This is a genomic window from Streptomyces sp. NPDC028305 (assembly GCF_055569495.1).
Genome location: NZ_JBVHTN010000001.1, coordinates 344,304 through 359,332, shown reverse-complemented (window position 1 = coordinate 359,332; position 15,029 = coordinate 344,304). Strand labels below are relative to the sequence as shown.

The 15,029-nt window shown below is 70.9% G+C and carries 14 protein-coding genes; 12 read left to right on the top strand and 2 right to left on the bottom strand.

Annotation, left to right across the window (positions count from 1 at the left end):
* Positions 1-81: 81 nt before the first annotated feature.
* The 7 genes from ACZ4WQ_RS01645 to ACZ4WQ_RS01615 all read left to right on the top strand — a co-directional run bounded on the left by ACZ4WQ_RS01645 (position 82) and on the right by ACZ4WQ_RS01615 (position 6,291).
* Positions 82-879 carry a cell division protein FtsQ/DivIB gene (locus ACZ4WQ_RS01645; protein ID WP_468021918.1) on the top strand — a complete coding sequence of 266 codons (798 nt, stop codon included), beginning with the start codon at positions 82-84 and terminating at the stop codon, positions 877-879.
* 277 nt (positions 880-1,156) lie between these two features.
* Positions 1,157-2,395, top strand: a complete 1,239-nt coding sequence (gene ftsZ, locus ACZ4WQ_RS01640) for a cell division protein FtsZ (protein WP_311724745.1) — start codon at positions 1,157-1,159, stop codon at positions 2,393-2,395.
* Positions 2,396-2,439: 44 nt separating this feature from the next.
* Positions 2,440-3,171, top strand: coding sequence for a peptidoglycan editing factor PgeF (gene pgeF / locus ACZ4WQ_RS01635; protein WP_352131771.1), 732 nt, complete (start codon positions 2,440-2,442; stop codon positions 3,169-3,171).
* 3 nt (positions 3,172-3,174) lie between these two features.
* Complete coding sequence (locus ACZ4WQ_RS01630; protein ID WP_468021917.1) at positions 3,175-3,894, top strand: YggS family pyridoxal phosphate-dependent enzyme; 720 nt, start codon at positions 3,175-3,177, stop codon at positions 3,892-3,894.
* Positions 3,895-4,017: 123 nt separating this feature from the next.
* Positions 4,018-4,632 (top strand): cell division protein SepF, encoded by a 615-nt coding sequence (locus ACZ4WQ_RS01625; RefSeq protein ID WP_352131773.1) that lies wholly within the window; start codon positions 4,018-4,020, stop codon positions 4,630-4,632.
* Between the two features lie 74 nt (positions 4,633-4,706).
* Complete coding sequence (locus ACZ4WQ_RS01620) at positions 4,707-5,003, top strand: YggT family protein (protein WP_311724749.1); 297 nt, start codon at positions 4,707-4,709, stop codon at positions 5,001-5,003.
* Between the two features lie 49 nt (positions 5,004-5,052).
* Positions 5,053-6,291 (top strand): DivIVA domain-containing protein, encoded by a 1,239-nt coding sequence (locus ACZ4WQ_RS01615; RefSeq protein ID WP_361191141.1) that lies wholly within the window; start codon positions 5,053-5,055, stop codon positions 6,289-6,291.
* Positions 6,292-6,575: 284 nt separating this feature from the next.
* Here ACZ4WQ_RS01615 and ileS read toward each other — a convergent pair whose 3' ends face one another.
* Positions 6,576-9,713: an isoleucine--tRNA ligase gene (gene ileS, locus ACZ4WQ_RS01610; RefSeq protein ID WP_398370155.1), complete on the bottom strand. Its 3,138-nt coding sequence runs from the start codon at positions 9,711-9,713 to the stop codon at positions 6,576-6,578.
* 591 nt (positions 9,714-10,304) lie between these two features.
* Between ileS and ACZ4WQ_RS01605 the strand changes: the two genes are divergently transcribed.
* From ACZ4WQ_RS01605 to ACZ4WQ_RS01590, 4 genes are all read left to right on the top strand, one after another.
* Complete coding sequence (locus ACZ4WQ_RS01605) at positions 10,305-11,168, top strand: TraR/DksA family transcriptional regulator (protein WP_468021916.1); 864 nt, start codon at positions 10,305-10,307, stop codon at positions 11,166-11,168.
* Between the two features lie 75 nt (positions 11,169-11,243).
* Positions 11,244-11,819 (top strand): signal peptidase II, encoded by a 576-nt coding sequence (lspA, locus tag ACZ4WQ_RS01600; RefSeq protein WP_311724753.1) that lies wholly within the window; start codon positions 11,244-11,246, stop codon positions 11,817-11,819.
* A 38-nt stretch (positions 11,820-11,857) separates the two neighbouring features.
* Entirely contained in the window at positions 11,858-12,799 is a 942-nt protein-coding gene (locus ACZ4WQ_RS01595; RefSeq protein ID WP_311724755.1) for an RluA family pseudouridine synthase, read from the top strand.
* Entirely contained in the window at positions 12,796-13,266 is a 471-nt protein-coding gene (locus tag ACZ4WQ_RS01590; protein WP_311724757.1) for a GNAT family N-acetyltransferase, read from the top strand. The genes ACZ4WQ_RS01595 and ACZ4WQ_RS01590 overlap by 4 nt, the downstream gene beginning before the upstream one ends.
* Here the strand turns inward: ACZ4WQ_RS01590 and ACZ4WQ_RS01585 are convergent.
* Positions 13,263-14,381 (bottom strand): mechanosensitive ion channel family protein, encoded by a 1,119-nt coding sequence (locus ACZ4WQ_RS01585; protein WP_468021915.1) that lies wholly within the window; start codon positions 14,379-14,381, stop codon positions 13,263-13,265. The two genes, ACZ4WQ_RS01590 and ACZ4WQ_RS01585, sit on opposite strands and share 4 nt — an antisense overlap.
* A gap of 44 nt (positions 14,382-14,425) precedes the next feature.
* On the opposite strand from ACZ4WQ_RS01585, the gene ACZ4WQ_RS01580 reads away from it, so the two are divergent.
* On the top strand, positions 14,426-15,013 hold the full coding sequence (locus tag ACZ4WQ_RS01580) for a dienelactone hydrolase family protein (RefSeq protein ID WP_385350480.1): 588 nt from the start codon (positions 14,426-14,428) through the stop codon (positions 15,011-15,013).
* Positions 15,014-15,029: the final 16 nt, after the last annotated feature.

Sequence of the window (15,029 nt, the reverse complement as noted above, 5' to 3'; positions counted from 1 at the left end):
GGGGCCGCCCCGGAGGGTGACCTCCGGGGCCCTCGGCCGGAGAGGTGGGGCCGGGGGCAACCGGAGAGAAAGGCGCGAAGCGTGGCCGGAGCGACGACCGCCAGGAGCGGTGCCCGACGGACGCCGCCGCCCGGCCCGCCCCCGCCCGTCATCAAGGCGCGCCGCCGTCTCCGGCTGCCCCGCCGCCGCACCCTGCTGGTGACGGCGGTGGCGGTCGCGCTCCTCGGCTCCGGGGTCACCTGGCTGCTGTACGGGTCGAGCTGGCTGCGGGTCGAGCAGGTGAACGTCAGCGGCACGGCCGCGCTGACCCCGGAAGAGGTGCGCCGGGCCGCCTCCGTCCCGCTGGGCGAGCCCCTGGCCGCGGTGGACACCGACGCCACCGAGCGCAGGCTGCGCGAGCGGCTGCCGCGGATAGCGGAGGTGGACGTATCGCGCTCCTGGCCGCACACCATCGCCGTACGGGTGACCGAGCGCCGGCCCGAGGCGCTGGTCGAGAAAAGCGGCAAGTACGTCGAAGTGGACGAGGAGGGCGTGCTGTTCGCGACCGTCCCACAGGCCGTGAAGGGCGTTCCGCTGCTGGAAGTGGAGGCGGACCGGTCGCCGAGTTCGCGCCATTTCGGGGCGACCAGGCTGCGCCGCGAGGCGGTCGGCGTGCTCGCTCAACTGCCCGAGACGGTCCGGGCGGACACGCTCACCGTGCGCGTCACGTCCTATGACTCGATCACGCTGGGGCTGACCCGGGGCCGCACGGTCGCCTGGGGGAGCTCCGAGCGCGGGGCTGCGAAGGCCAAGACGCTGACCGCGCTCATGAAGGCGGTGCCGGACGCGGAGCGCTACGACGTCCAGGCGCCGACGGCTCCCGCCGTGTCGCATAGTTGACGTACATAGCGGCAGGCCAGGACCCTGGTTCGCTTGCCCGCTGGGTGATCACATAGGGTGAAAAGAAAAACGGGAGGTTCGGCGTGTTCGTTGAACGCGCGCCACTTGTCGACTTAGTGTCCTGTTCCGAAGACTCCAGGAAACAGAGGCACTGGTAACCCTAAACTTCAGCGTTAGGGTTGGGGTCGGCGATCAGAACCGTCCCATTCGGCATCAGTCGGCGCACCGCGGCAACAGCGGGGTGACGACACGTAACTCGAGGCGAGAGGCCTTCGACGTGGCAGCACCGCAGAACTACCTCGCAGTCATCAAGGTCGTCGGCATCGGCGGCGGTGGCGTGAATGCCATCAACCGGATGATCGAGGTCGGGCTCAAGGGCGTCGAGTTCATCGCGATCAACACCGATGCGCAGGCCCTGCTGATGAGTGACGCGGACGTCAAACTCGACGTCGGCCGTGAGCTCACCCGCGGCCTCGGCGCCGGCGCCAATCCCGACGTCGGCCGCAAGGCCGCCGAGGACCACCGCGAGGAGATCGAGGAGGTCCTCAAGGGGGCCGACATGGTCTTCGTCACCGCGGGCGAGGGCGGCGGCACCGGCACCGGCGGCGCCCCCGTCGTCGCCAACATCGCCCGCTCGCTGGGCGCACTGACGATCGGCGTGGTCACCCGTCCGTTCACCTTCGAGGGCCGTCGCCGCGCCAATCAGGCCGAGGACGGCATCGCCGGGCTGCGCGACGAGGTCGACACCCTCATCGTGATTCCGAACGACCGGCTGCTGTCCATTTCGGACCGTCAGGTGAGCGTGCTCGACGCGTTCAAGTCCGCGGACCAGGTGCTGCTGTCGGGCGTCCAGGGCATCACCGACCTGATCACCACCCCGGGCCTGATCAACCTCGACTTCGCGGACGTCAAGTCGGTGATGTCCGAGGCCGGCTCGGCGCTCATGGGCATCGGCTCGGCCCGCGGCGACGACCGCGCGGTGGCCGCCGCCGAGATGGCGATCTCCTCGCCGCTGCTCGAGGCCTCCATCGACGGCGCGCGCGGCGTGCTGCTCTCCATCTCCGGCGGCTCCGACCTCGGCCTGTTCGAGATCAACGAGGCCGCCCAGCTGGTGAGCGAGGCCGCGCACCCCGAGGCCAACATCATCTTCGGCGCGGTGATCGACGACGCGCTCGGCGACGAGGTCCGGGTCACCGTCATCGCGGCGGGCTTCGACGGCGGTCAGCCGCCGGCCAAGAACCGCGACAAGGTGCTCGGTTCCTACGGCGGCGGCAGCCGTGACGAGGGCCTCGGCTCGGTCGGCTCCAGCGTCGGCCGCTCGTCCTCCGACACCGGCAGCCGGCCGTCCTTCGGCGGGCTCGGCAGCGTCACCCCGCGCGAGGAGGAGTCCGCGCCCGAGCCGGCCCCCGTCGCCGAGGTCCCGCCGGCCCCGATGCCCACCCACCAGGTCCCGCCGGCCCGTCCGTACTCGGACAGCCAGGCCGAGGAGCTGGACGTGCCGGACTTCCTCAAGTGAGCCGTGCCGACATGGCTCCACGGCGATCCTGAAGCGATCCAGAAGTGATAGCGCAACAGCACGACGCGAGCGGCGCGCACTTCGCCTTCACCGACCGGTGGGGCGGGGTGAGCGCCGCTCCGTATGACGAGCTCAACCTCGGCGGCGCGGTCGGCGACGACCCCGCGGCCGTCCGGACCAACCGCGAGCTGGCGGCGAAGGCACTGGGCCTGGACCCGGCCGAGGTCGTGTGGATGAACCAGGTGCACGGCCGGGATGTGGCCGTGGTCGACGGGCCGTGGGGTGACCGCGAGGTTCCGGCGGTCGACGCGGTGGTGACGGCGCGTCGGGGGCTCGCACTCGCCGTCCTCACCGCCGACTGCACCCCGGTGCTGCTGGCCGATCCGGTGGCCGGGGTCGCCGGGGCGGCGCACGCCGGGCGGCCGGGCCTGGTCGCCGGGGTCGTGCCCGCCGTGGTCCGTGCGATGACCGAACTGGGCGCGGACCCCGCCCGCATTCTCGCCCGCACCGGCCCCTCGGTCTGCGGCCGCTGCTACGAGGTCCCGGCGGAGATGCGCGCCGAGGTCGCCGAGACGGTGCCCGGGGCGTGGGCCGAGACCAGTTGGGGCACTCCGGCGGTGGATGTGCCCGCCGGAGCGCGCTCCCAACTCGTGCGCGCGGGCGTGCCGGTGGGGGATCACCCCCATATCTGCACGCTGGAATCCGCGGACCACTTCTCGTACCGGCGCGAGCGCACCACGGGGCGGCTCGCGAGTTATGTCTGGTTGGACGGCTGAGCTGTGACGGACCGCAGAACGGAACTGGCCGAAAATCTCGCACGCGTGGAGGAACGTATCTCCGCGGCTTGTGCGGCTGCCAACCGCAAACGTGAAGAAGTCACGTTGATTGTGGTGACCAAGACCTACCCGGCGAGCGATGTCCGGCTGCTCGCGGAACTCGGCGTTCATCATGTGGCGGAGAACCGCGACCAGGACGCCGCCCCGAAAGCGGCCGAATGCGCCGACCTTCCGCTGATTTGGCACTTTGTCGGGCAATTGCAGACCAACAAGGTGCGATCGGTGGCCAGTTATGCCGATATGGTGCAATCTGTCGACCGCAAGCGGCTAGTCGGCGCGCTGTCACGCGCGGCGGCGGGGGCCGGCCGTGAACTCGGCTGTCTGATTCAGGTGGCCCTCGACGCCGAGTCGGGGCAACAGGGAGAGCGGGGAGGTGTCGCGCCGGACGGAGTGGAGGCGCTCGCCGAGGCGGTGGCGGAGGCTCAGGGGCTGCGGCTGGACGGGCTGATGACGGTGGCCCCGCTGGCCGGACCGTACGCGGGGTGGCCTCGGGCCGCCTTCGATCGGCTGATGGAAATCTCATCCAGCCTGCGCGTGGCCCATCCTGCTGCGAACATGGTCTCGGCGGGGATGAGCTCGGATCTCGAGGACGCGGTTGCGGCCGGAGCGACACATGTGCGCGTCGGCACGGCGGTGCTCGGAGTCCGACCCAGGCTCCGGTAACGTCGCGAAGAAGTCGGACCACAGCAGAAAATATGGTCATTCCCGCCAAAAGGCGGGCAGGCCGCGTGGATCCAAGGCATCCGGTGGCGGAGCCGATCCACCACAGAGCGGAGGACGCAGAGAATGGCCGGCGCGATGCGCAAGATGGCGGTCTACCTCGGCCTCGTGGAGGACGATGGGTACGACGGCCGGGGATTCGACCCCGACGACGAGTTCGAGCCCGAACCGGAGCCCGATCGGGATCGTCGCAGGCATCAGGTGGCGGAAACCGAGCCGAGGCCGGAGAGGAGCGAATCTGTACGAGTCGTCCATCCTCCGGCGCAGCGTGAACCCGCCCCGCTCACAGCGGAAACCGGACGACCCGCGCGAATCGCCCCCGTGGCATCCATCACACCTGAACGCCAGAACTTGGAGAAGAACGCGCCGGTGATCATGCCCAAGGTCGTGTCCGAGCGAGAGCCGTACCGCATCACCACGCTGCACCCCAGGACCTACAACGAGGCCCGTACTATCGGGGAACACTTCCGTGAGGGCACTCCGGTGATCATGAATCTGACGGAGATGGACGATACGGACGCGAAGCGACTTGTCGACTTTGCGGCCGGACTCGTCTTCGGCCTCCATGGGAGCATTGAGCGGGTGACTCAGAAGGTGTTCCTGTTGTCTCCTGCTAACGTCGATGTCACGGCGGAGGACAAGGCCCGTATCGCAGAGGGCGGGTTCTTCAACCAAAGCTGAGACGCAACACGGCAACACCGAGTCATCCACAGGCCGTACGGCCGGGCACGAACAAGGGGAGAGGGACCGGCGGGATGGACATCGCACTGCAGGTGATCTACATCGCGCTGTATTGCTTCCTGATCGTGCTGATCTTCCGGCTGGTGATGGACTACGTCTTCCAGTTCGCCCGCTCATGGCAACCCGGCAAGGCGATGGTGGTCATCCTGGAGGCCACCTACACTGTCACCGATCCGCCACTGAAGCTCTTGCGGCGGTTCATCAAGCCGCTGAAGCTCGGGGGTGTGGCGCTCGACCTGTCCTTCTTCGTTCTGATGATCATCGTCTGGATCCTGATCAACGTCGTGCGCAATTTTGCGAGCAGCGTGTGAACGATACGGTCTTGCCGATTGCCGACGACTACGTTGAGGTGAGTTAGAGATGCCGTTGACCCCCGAGGACGTGCGGAACAAGCAGTTCACGACCGTCCGCCTCCGAGAAGGCTATGACGAGGACGAGGTCGATGCCTTCCTCGACGAGGTCGAAGCCGAACTGACCCGTCTGCTGCGCGAAAACGAGGATCTGCGGGCCAAACTGGCCGCCGCGACCCGGGCCGCCGCGCAGAGTCAGCAACAGAACATGCGTAAACCGCCGGAACAGCAGGAGCGACCCGGCGCCCCCGTCCCCGCCGCCATATCCGGACCGCAGCCCGTGCCGCCCGGCCAGCAGCAGATGGGTGGCCCGCCCCAACTTCCGGGCGGTGCCCCGCAGCTGCCGGCGGGCCCCATGGGCCAGGGCGGACCGGGTCCGATGGGTCCGGGTGGTCCCGGCCCGATGGGCCAGGGCGGCCCGATGGGTCAGGGCGGTCCCATGGTCCAGGGTGGGCCTATGGGCCAGGGTGGTCCGATGGGTCAGGGTGGGCCGATGGGCCAGGGCGGCCCGATGGGTCAGGGCGGCCCCGGTCCGATGGGCCAGGGCGGTCCGATGGGCCCCGGTGGCCCCATGGGCGGTCCGATGGGCGGCCCCGGCGGCCCGCAGCTGCCGCAGCCGGGCCAGGGCCCGGGCGGCGACAGCGCCGCGCGCGTGCTCTCGCTCGCACAGCAGACCGCCGACCAGGCGATCGCGGAGGCCCGTTCCGAGGCCAACAAGATCGTCGGTGAGGCCCGCAGCCGCGCCGAGGGCCTGGAGCGCGACGCCCGCGCCAAGGCCGACGCGCTGGAGCGGGACGCGCAGGAGAAGCACCGCGTCGCGATGGGCTCGCTGGAGTCCGCGCGCGCCACGCTGGAGCGCAAGGTCGAGGACCTGCGCGGCTTCGAGCGCGAGTACCGCACCCGGCTGAAGTCGTACCTGGAGAGCCAGCTGCGCCAGTTGGAGAACCAGGCCGACGACTCGCTGGCCCCGCCGCGCACCCCGGCGACCGCCTCCCTGCCGCCGTCCCCGTCCATGACGGGCTCCATGGCCTCGGCCGGCGCGAGTGCGATGGGCGGCCACACCATGGGCGGCAACCAGCCCATGGGCGGCCACACCCAGGGCGGCGGCGCGCCGTCCTACGGCGGCCAGCAGCAGATGTCCCCCGCGATGACCCAGCCGATGGCACCGGTGCGGCCGCAGAGCCCGCAGCCGATGCAGCAGGCGCCGAGCCCCATGCGCGGGTTCCTCATCGACGAGGACGACAACTGACGCGGCGGCGCGCGGCGTAGCGCGCAGCGCGTAAGGGTCGGTAATCAGACGGGTCGGGCCCGGGAGCGATGCTCCCGGGCCCGACCCGTGTCGTGCGCCTGAACCGGCGCCGCTCTCGCGGACTGGGGTGCGTAACCGTATGCACGCGGCTCCGCCGCATGGTGGGGGCCGAAGCCCCGGCCCCACCACGATGTCCGCGCCGAAGACGCAACCATCAATTGCGCAACCCATACGGCGAGCAACCAGGTCCGCGAGAGCGGCGCCGGTTTAGGCGCAAAAAGGGGCTACGCCTTGCGGAGGCGGAACGTGAGGCCCAGCGCCGCGTCGGCGAACTCCTCGCCGTAGCCGGAGTCGCCGTCACCGGAAGCGAAGTCCGTCGCGAGGACCTCGTCCGCGATCAGCGCCGCGTGGTCGGTCAGCGCCGTACGAACCTCTTCGTCGGCCGTGCTCCAGCGCAGCGCGATCCGGTCGGCCACGTCGAGGCCGCTGTTCTTGCGGGCCTCCTGGATCAGCCGGATCGCGTCACGGGCGAGCCCCGCGCGCCGCAGCTCCGGGGTGATCTCCAGGTCGAGGGCCACCGTGGCGCCCGAGTCGGAGGCGACCGACCAACCCTCGCGCGGCGTCTCGGTGATGATCACCTCGTCCGGGGACAGCGCGACCGTCTCGCCGTCCACGACCACCGACGCCGTCCCCTCGCGCAGCGCCACCGACAGCGCGGCCGCGTCCGCCTCGGCGATCGCCTTGGCGACCGGCTGGGTGCCCTTGCCGAAGCGCTTGCCGAGGGCACGGAAGTTGGCCTTCGCCGTGGTGTCGACAAGCGAGCCGCCGACCTCGCTCAGCGAGGCCAGCGAGGAGACGTTCAGCTCCTCCTCGATCTGCGTGCGCAGCTCCGCGGAGAGCGACTCGAAACCGGACGCCGCGACCAGCGCGCGCGACAGCGGCTGGCGGGTCTTGACCCCGGACTCGGCGCGGGTCGCGCGGCCCAGCTCGACCAGCCGGCGCACCAGCGTCATGTGCGTCGAGAGGGCGGGGTCGACCTGGCCCTCGGCGACCTCCGGCCACGAGGCGAGGTGCACGGACTCCGGGGCGTCCGGGACGACCGGGACGATCAGGTCCTGCCAGACCCGCTCGGTGATGAAGGGGACGAGCGGGGCCATGAGCCGGGTGACCGTCTCGATCACGTCGTGCAGCGTGCGCAGCGCGGCCGCGTCGCCCTGCCAGAAGCGGCGACGGGAGCGGCGGACGTACCAGTTGGACAGGTCGTCGACGAAGCCCGACAGCAGCTTGCCGGCGCGCTGGGTGTCGAACGCCTCCAGAGCCTGCGTCACCTGGTCGGTCAGCACGCCCAGCTCGCTCAGCAGCCAGCGGTCGAGCAGCGGCCGGTCGGCCGGGGCCGGGTCGGCCGCGCTCGGGGCCCAGCCCGAGGTGCGGGCGTACAGGGCCTGGAAGGCGACCGTGTTCCAGTAGGTGAGCAGCGTCTTGCGGACGACCTCCTGGATGGTGCCATGGCCCACCCGGCGCGCGGCCCAGGGCGAGCCGCCGGCGGCCATGAACCAGCGGACGGCGTCCGCGCCGTGCTGGTCCATGAGCGGGATCGGCTCCAGGATGTTGCCCAGGTGCTTGGACATCTTCCGGCCGTCCTCGGCCAGGATGTGTCCGAGGCAGACCACGTTCTCGTAGCTCGACTTGTCGAAGACGAGCGTGCCGACCGCCATCAGGGTGTAGAACCAGCCACGGGTCTGGTCGATGGCCTCGGAGATGAACTGCGCCGGGTAGCGCTTCTCGAAGATCTCCTTGTTGCGGTACGGGTAGCCCCACTGGGCGAAGGGCATCGAGCCCGAGTCGTACCAGGCGTCGATGACCTCGGGGACCCGCGTGGCCTCCAGCTCGCAGCCCTCGGCGGTGCAGGTGAAGGTGATCTCGTCGATGAACGGCCGGTGCGGGTCCAGTCCGCTCTGGTCGGCGCCGGTGAGCTCGGAGAGCTCGGCGCGGGAGCCGACGACGGTGAGGTGGTTCTCCTGGCAGCGCCAGATGGGCAGCGGTGTGCCCCAGTAGCGGTTGCGGGACAGGGCCCAGTCGATGTTGTTGTTCAGCCAGTCGCCGTAGCGGCCGTGCTTGACCGAGTCGGGGAACCAGTTCGTCCGCTCGTTCTCGCGCAGCAGCGCGTCCTTGATCGCGGTGGTGCGGATGTACCAGGACGGCTGGGCGTAGTAGAGCAGCGCGGTGTGGCAGCGCCAGCAGTGCGGGTAGCTGTGCTCGTACGGCACATGCCGGAACAGCAGGCCGCGGGCGTCCAGATCGGCCGTCAGCGCCTCGTCGGCCTTCTTGAAGAACTGGCCGCCGACAAGCTCCAGGCCTTCCTCGAAGGTGCCGTCCGGGCGGACCGGGTTGACCACCGGCAGGCCGTACGCGCGGCAGGTCAGCAGGTCGTCCTCGCCGAACGCGGGGGCCTGGTGGACCAGGCCGGTGCCGTCCTCGGTGGTCACGTAGTGGGCGTTGACCACGAAGTGCGCGTCGCTCTCGAAGTTCACGAGAGAGAAGGGGCGCTGATACGTCCAGCGCTCCATCTCGGCGCCGGTGAAGGCCTGACCGGTCGCGGTCCAGCCCTCCCCGAGCGCCTTCTCCAGCAGCGGCTCGGCGACGACCAGCTTCTCCTCGCCGTTCGTGGCGACCACGTACCGGACCTCGGGGTGCGCGGCCACGGCGGTGTTGGACACCAGCGTCCAGGGCGTGGTCGTCCACACCAGCAGCGCGGCCTCGCCCGCCAGCGGTCCGGAGGTCAGCGGGAAGCGCACGAAGACCGAGGGGTCGACGACCGTCTCATAGCCCTGCGCCAGCTCGTGGTCGGACAGGCCGGTACCGCAGCGCGGACACCAGGGGGCGACCCGGTGGTCCTGGACCAGCAGCCCCTTGTTGAAGATCTCCTTCAGCGACCACCACACCGACTCGATGTACTCGGGGTTCATGGTCCAGTACGCGCCGTCGAGGTCGGTCCAGAACCCCATGCGCTTGGTGAGCTCGGCGAAGGCGTCGATGTGCCGGCCGACCGACTCGCGGCACTTGTCGTTGAACTCGGCGATGCCGTACGCCTCGATGTCCTGCTTGCCGCTGAAGCCGAGCTCCTTCTCGACGGCCAGCTCGACCGGCAGGCCGTGGCAGTCCCAGCCCGCCTTGCGCTCGACGTGATAGCCGCGCATGGTGCGGAAGCGCGGGAAGACGTCCTTGAAGACGCGGGCCTCGATGTGGTGGGCGCCCGGCATGCCGTTGGCGGTCGGGGGGCCCTCGTAGTAGATCCACTCCGGCCGCCCCGCCGACTGCTCGAGGCTCCGGGCGAAGATCTTGTTCTCCCGCCAGAAGTCGAGCACGGCGTGTTCGAGAGCGGGCAGGTCGACCTGGGCGGGCACCTGGCGGTACTGCGTCATCGGATTCTTCCTCCGGCGGACACGTGCTGGTTGCGTTCCGTCGGAGGGACGAGAGCTCGCGCTCCCGCGGTACCACCCTCCTTGGCCGGGAGCGCCTTGAAGCTCCTGGCCCCCTCATTGGGGTCGCGACGCCGGTTCTACTGGCCCTGGGCGGGCGTTCTTCCGGCGGCTCCGGGGTGATCCTTCACATCGCGCTCGCCCCCGGGCTCGCACCGTCCCCGGGTCGCTCATGGCTGCGTACGACGCTACTCGTCCCCTTCCACGCCTTTCGCTTCGCCCAGTGTACGGGTCCGGGCGGTGTCGGGCCGACCGGTTTCCGGGCTGCGCCGACTGAGGTACGGGCCGCCCGGGCGGTGACCCGAATGGCGATACGCCGGGCGCCGGAGTCCGCCCGGCCGGGGCGTCACCGCGCGGTACCGGTTCATGGCCGGATTACCGGGCGGGCGGTGGGGCACAACCGATGAGACCGGCTTGTCCCGCGGGCAAGCCGGGCGAATCGGGCGGCGTGCCCCGTTGCCCCGTGACTGGAGTCGATTTATCGTTCCGGAACGATTCGCGTGCAAGATCACAATATGTGAAGGGGCCGCGGCCATGGTGGCTAGGAAGACCGCCGTGAAGAAGAGCACGGCGAAGGCGACGAAGGCCGCGACCGCCGCCACGGCGGCCGAGAAGGCCGCGAAGAGTCCGGTGGGGAAGAAGGCCGACGCCAAGAAGGCCGACGCCAAGAAGGCCGACGCCAAGAAGGCCGACGCGAAGAAGGACGTCAAGAAGGCCGACGCCAGCAAAGCGGACACCAAGAAGGGCGCGACCAAGAAGACCGCCGCCAAGAAGACCGCCGCCGGGACCGAGGCCCGCGGGGCCGCGGCGAAGAAGAGCACAGCCAGGACCACGGCCAAAGCCACAGCCAAGAAGGCCGCACCGGCCGAACAGGCGGTGCCCGCGAAGAAGACGGGAGCCAGGAAAGTGGTTGCTAAGAAGACTCCGAGCGGTGCGCCGGCCGCGAAGCAGGCCCCCGAGGCGCCCGGCGCCGTCCCCAAGGCCCGCGCCGGCGCCGTGGCCGCCACCGACCTCGCCGTACGCCCGGGCGAGGAGCCCTGGTCGCCGGAGGAGGTGGCCGAGGCGCGCGCCGAGCTGCTGACCGAGGCCGGACGGCTGCGCACCGAGATCCTCGCCTCCGAGGAGGCGATCAGCGGGCTGATGCGGGACTCCGGGGACGGCGCCGGCGACGACCAGGCCGACACCGGCACCAAGAACATCACCCGCGAGCACGAGCTGGCCCTGGCCGGCAACGCCCGCGAGATGCTGCACCAGACCGAGCGCGCCGTGGAGCGGCTGGACGCCGGGACGTACGGGCTGTGCGAGAACTGCGGCAACCCCATCGGCAAGGCCCGGATGCAGGCGTTTCCCAGGGCCACTCTCTGCGTGGAGTGCAAGCAGCGGCAGGAGCGGCGCTGACCGCTTGCCGGAAGTGCCGTACCCTCGTCCTCAGCCAGGGGGAGACTGGCCCCGGACGATGTTTGAGGGACTCACGTGACAGAGGCGGAGCAGGCCATCGGTACGCCAGAAGCGGGGAAGGCCGAGGAAGGCGCTGTCGCGGGCGCTGACGGCGCGGGGGCCGGGCGCACGCGGCGCGTCGGGGTGCTGCTCGCGGTCGCCGCGCTGGCCTACCTGCTCGACCTGGGCAGCAAGCTGCTGGTGGTCGCCAAGCTGGAGCACCGCGAACCGATCGAGGTGATCGGCACCTGGCTCCAGTTCGAGGTGGTCCGCAACAAGGGCGCGGCCTTCGGCTTCGGCGAGGCCTACACCATCGCCTTCACGGTGATCGCGACCGGCGTCATCGTGGTGATCGCCCGGCTGGCCCGCAAGCTCTACAGCCTGCCCTGGGCAACGGCGCTCGGGCTGCTGCTGGGCGGCGCCTTCGGCAACCTCACCGACCGCATCTTCCGCGCCCCCGGCGGGCTCCAGGGCGCGGTGGTGGACTTCATCGCGCCCCGCCACTACGCGGTCTTCAACCTCGCCGACTCGGCCATCGTCTGCGGCGGCATCCTGATCGTCATCCTGTCCTTCCGCGGCCTGGACCCGGACGGGACCGTCCACAAGGACTGACGTACGAACCGGGGTGCGCGGTCCGGCATACTCGACGGGTGAGTACGATTCCCGAGATCCGCACCCTCCCCGTACCCGACGGCCTCGAAGGCGAGCGTGTCGACGCCGCGATCGCGCGCATGTTCGGCTTCTCTCGGACCAAGGCGGCGGAGCTGGCCGCCGCGGGAAAGGTACAGGTCGACGGCAGCGTCGCGGGCAAGTCCGACCGGGTCTCCGGCGGCGCCTGGCTCGAGGTGGAGATGCCGCAGGCCGCGCCGCCCGTACGGATCGTCGCGGAGCCCGTCGAGGGCATGGAGATCGTGCACGACGACGAGCACGTCGTGGTGATCGACAAGCCGGTCGGGGTCGCCGCGCACCCCAGCCCCGGCTGGACCGGCCCGACCGTGATCGGCGGCCTGGCCGCCGCGGGCTTCCGGATCTCGACCTCCGGGGCGGCCGAGCGGCAGGGCATCGTGCACCGGCTGGACGTCGGCACCTCCGGCCTCATGGTCGTCGCCAAGTCCGAGCGCGCCTACACCCTGCTCAAGCAGCAGTTCCGTGAGCGCACGGTCGACAAGCGCTACCAGGCCCTCGTCCAGGGCCACCCCGACCCGCTGAGCGGCACCATCGACGCGCCGATCGGCCGCCATCCGCAGCACGACTACAAGTGGGCCGTGACCGCCGAGGGCAAGCCCAGCGTCACCCACTACGACCTCATCGAGGCGTTCCGCGCCGCCAGCCTCCTCGACATCAAGCTGGAGACGGGGCGCACCCACCAGATCCGCGTCCACATGGCGGCCCACCGCCACCCGTGCGTCGGCGACCTGACGTACGGCGCCGACCCCACGCTCGCCAAGCGGCTGAAGCTGACCCGGCAGTGGCTGCACGCCGTGCGCCTGGGCTTCGAGCACCCCGGGGGCGTCGGCTGGGTGGAATTCGAGAGCCGCTACCCGGACGACCTCCAGAACGCGCTGGACACCGTGCGCGCGGACAGCGCGTGACCTACCGGATCGAGGTCGTGGCCGCGGACGCCCTCGCGGCCTGCCATGACGTCCGCCGCGAGGTCTTCGTCGTCGAGCAGCGGATTCCGGAGCCGGAGGAGATGGACGAGTACGACGCGCACGCCGTCCACCTCCTGGCCACCGGCCCAGGGGGCCCGGTGGGCACCGTCCGCTTTCTGCACGGGGCGGCCGCGGACAAGAAGTACGGCGGCGCGGGCGTGGACGGCGCCACGACCGCGGTCCTCGGCCGGCTCGCGGTCCTGCGGACCGCGCGCGGCACCGGGCTCGGCGCGGAGCTCGTCCGCGCGGTCGAGGCGGAGGCGCGGCGGCGCGGGCTGGCCGAGGTCTACCTGGAGGCCCAGACGCACGCCCTCGGCTTCTACGAGCGGCTCGGCTACGCCGCGTACGGTCCGGAGTTCGACGAGGGCAGCGGCATCCCGCACCGAGCCATGCGCAGGGCCCTCTAGCCCTGGCGCGTGCCGTCCTTGCTCAGGTCGTCGTCGAGGCGGGTGAGGCGGCGGTCCTCGGACTCGGGCGAGGTCCGGGGCGGCTGGACCGTGGCCGTGGTGATGCGCGGCAGCGCGTACGGATGGTGCTCCCGCAGCCACGTGATCATCTGCTCCCGCACCTCACAGCGCACGGTCCACGCGTCGTCCGCGTCCCGCGCCGTGACCAGCGCCCGCACCACCATCGTGGACGGCGTGGTGTCCGTGACCGCCAGGTTCCAGTCCCGGCCGTCCCACGCCGGGGACATCCGCACGATCTCGCCCAGCTTCACCCGCATCGCCGCGACCGGCGCCGAGTGGTCGAGGTGGAACAGGACCGAGCCGGTCTTCTGCGCCCCGCCGCGCGACCAGTTCTCGAACGGCTTGGCCGTGAAGTACGACACCGGCATGGTGATCCGGCGCTCGTCCCAGGTCCGCACCGACAGGAAGGTCAGCGTGATCTCCTCGACCGTGCCCCACTCGCCGTCCACCACCACCGTGTCGCCGATCCGCACCATGTCGCCGAAGGCGATCTGCAGCCCGGCGAAGAGATTGCCCAGCGTCGACTGCGCGGCGACACCGGCGACGATGCCCAGGATCCCGGCGGAGGCCAGCACGGAGGCGCCCACCGTGCGCATCGCGGGAAACGTCAGCAGCATCGCCGAGGCCGCGACCACCCCGACGACCGCGGTCACCACCCGCTGGATCAGCGTCACCTGGGTGCGCACCCGGCGCACCCGCGCCGGGTCGTGCGCGCTGGCGGCATAGCGGTAGTACGAGGACTCCACCACCGCCGCCGAGACCCGCACCGCGAGCCACGCCGTGGCCGCGATCAGCACCAGCGCCAGGAACTGGGCGATACCCGAGGCGTGCTCCCGGACCACCCGGGCGTGCGTCTGGTCGTACGAGCCGCGCAGCAGCGCCGTGCACACCGTCACCTGGAGCGGAAACCGGCAGCGGCGCAGCAGACCCCACAGCGGCGTCTCCGCGTGGCGGGCGTCGGTGCGCCGCAGCAGGCGGTCGACCGCCCAGCCGACGCTCAGAGTGATGGCGAGCGAGCCGCCGATGACGGCGAGCGGACGCAGTACGTCCTCCATGGACACTTATCCTGATCCTCCCCGTGCGACAAGGAAGTGACGAAGTGACCCGTTCCCCGATCCTGCTTCTCCATTCGATGTACGGGCTGCGGCCCGCCGTGCACGCGGCCGCCGACCGGCTGCGCGCCGCCGGGCACGAGGTGCATGTGCCCGATCTGTTCGAGGGGCGGACGGCCGACAGCGCCGAGGAGGGCATGGCGCTCAAGGAGGAGATCGGCGGGGACGAACTGCTGCGGCGGGCCGTGATCGCCGCCGCTCCGCTGTCGGACCGCGGCGTGGTGTACGCGGGGTTCTCGCTCGGCGGGTCGATCGCCCAGAACCTCGCGCTGGGCGACGAGAAGGCGCGCGGGCTGCTGCTTCTGCACGGGACCTCGGACCTTCCCGACGACGCGGCGACGGACGGCCTGCCGGTGCAGCTGCACGTCGCGGATCCGGACCCCTTCGAGCCGCACGACTGGCTGAACGCGTGGTACCTGCGGATGGGCCGGGCCGGGGCCGATGTGGAGATCTACCGCTATCCGGGCGCCGGGCACGTGTTCACCGACCCGGAGCTGCCGGACTACGACGAGGAGGCCGCCGAGGCCACCTGGAAGGTGGCGCTCGGCTTCCTCTCGGAGGTGGCGGAGGGGTAAGCCCCTGAGCCACGCG

Excerpts from the sequence above, each read along its gene's own strand:
- ACZ4WQ_RS01625 (WP_352131773.1), top strand. The coding sequence starts at position 4,018 with ATGGCCGGCGCGATGCGCAAGATGGCGGTCTACCTCGGCCTCGTGGAG.
- ACZ4WQ_RS01615 (WP_361191141.1), top strand. The coding sequence starts at position 5,053 with ATGCCGTTGACCCCCGAGGACGTGCGGAACAAGCAGTTCACGACCGTC.
- ACZ4WQ_RS01585 (WP_468021915.1), bottom strand. The coding sequence starts at position 14,381 with ATGGAGGACGTACTGCGTCCGCTCGCCGTCATCGGCGGCTCGCTCGCC.
- ileS (WP_398370155.1), bottom strand. The coding sequence starts at position 9,713 with ATGACGCAGTACCGCCAGGTGCCCGCCCAGGTCGACCTGCCCGCTCTC.
- ACZ4WQ_RS01620 (WP_311724749.1), top strand. The coding sequence starts at position 4,707 with ATGGACATCGCACTGCAGGTGATCTACATCGCGCTGTATTGCTTCCTG.
- ACZ4WQ_RS01605 (WP_468021916.1), top strand. The coding sequence starts at position 10,305 with ATGGTGGCTAGGAAGACCGCCGTGAAGAAGAGCACGGCGAAGGCGACG.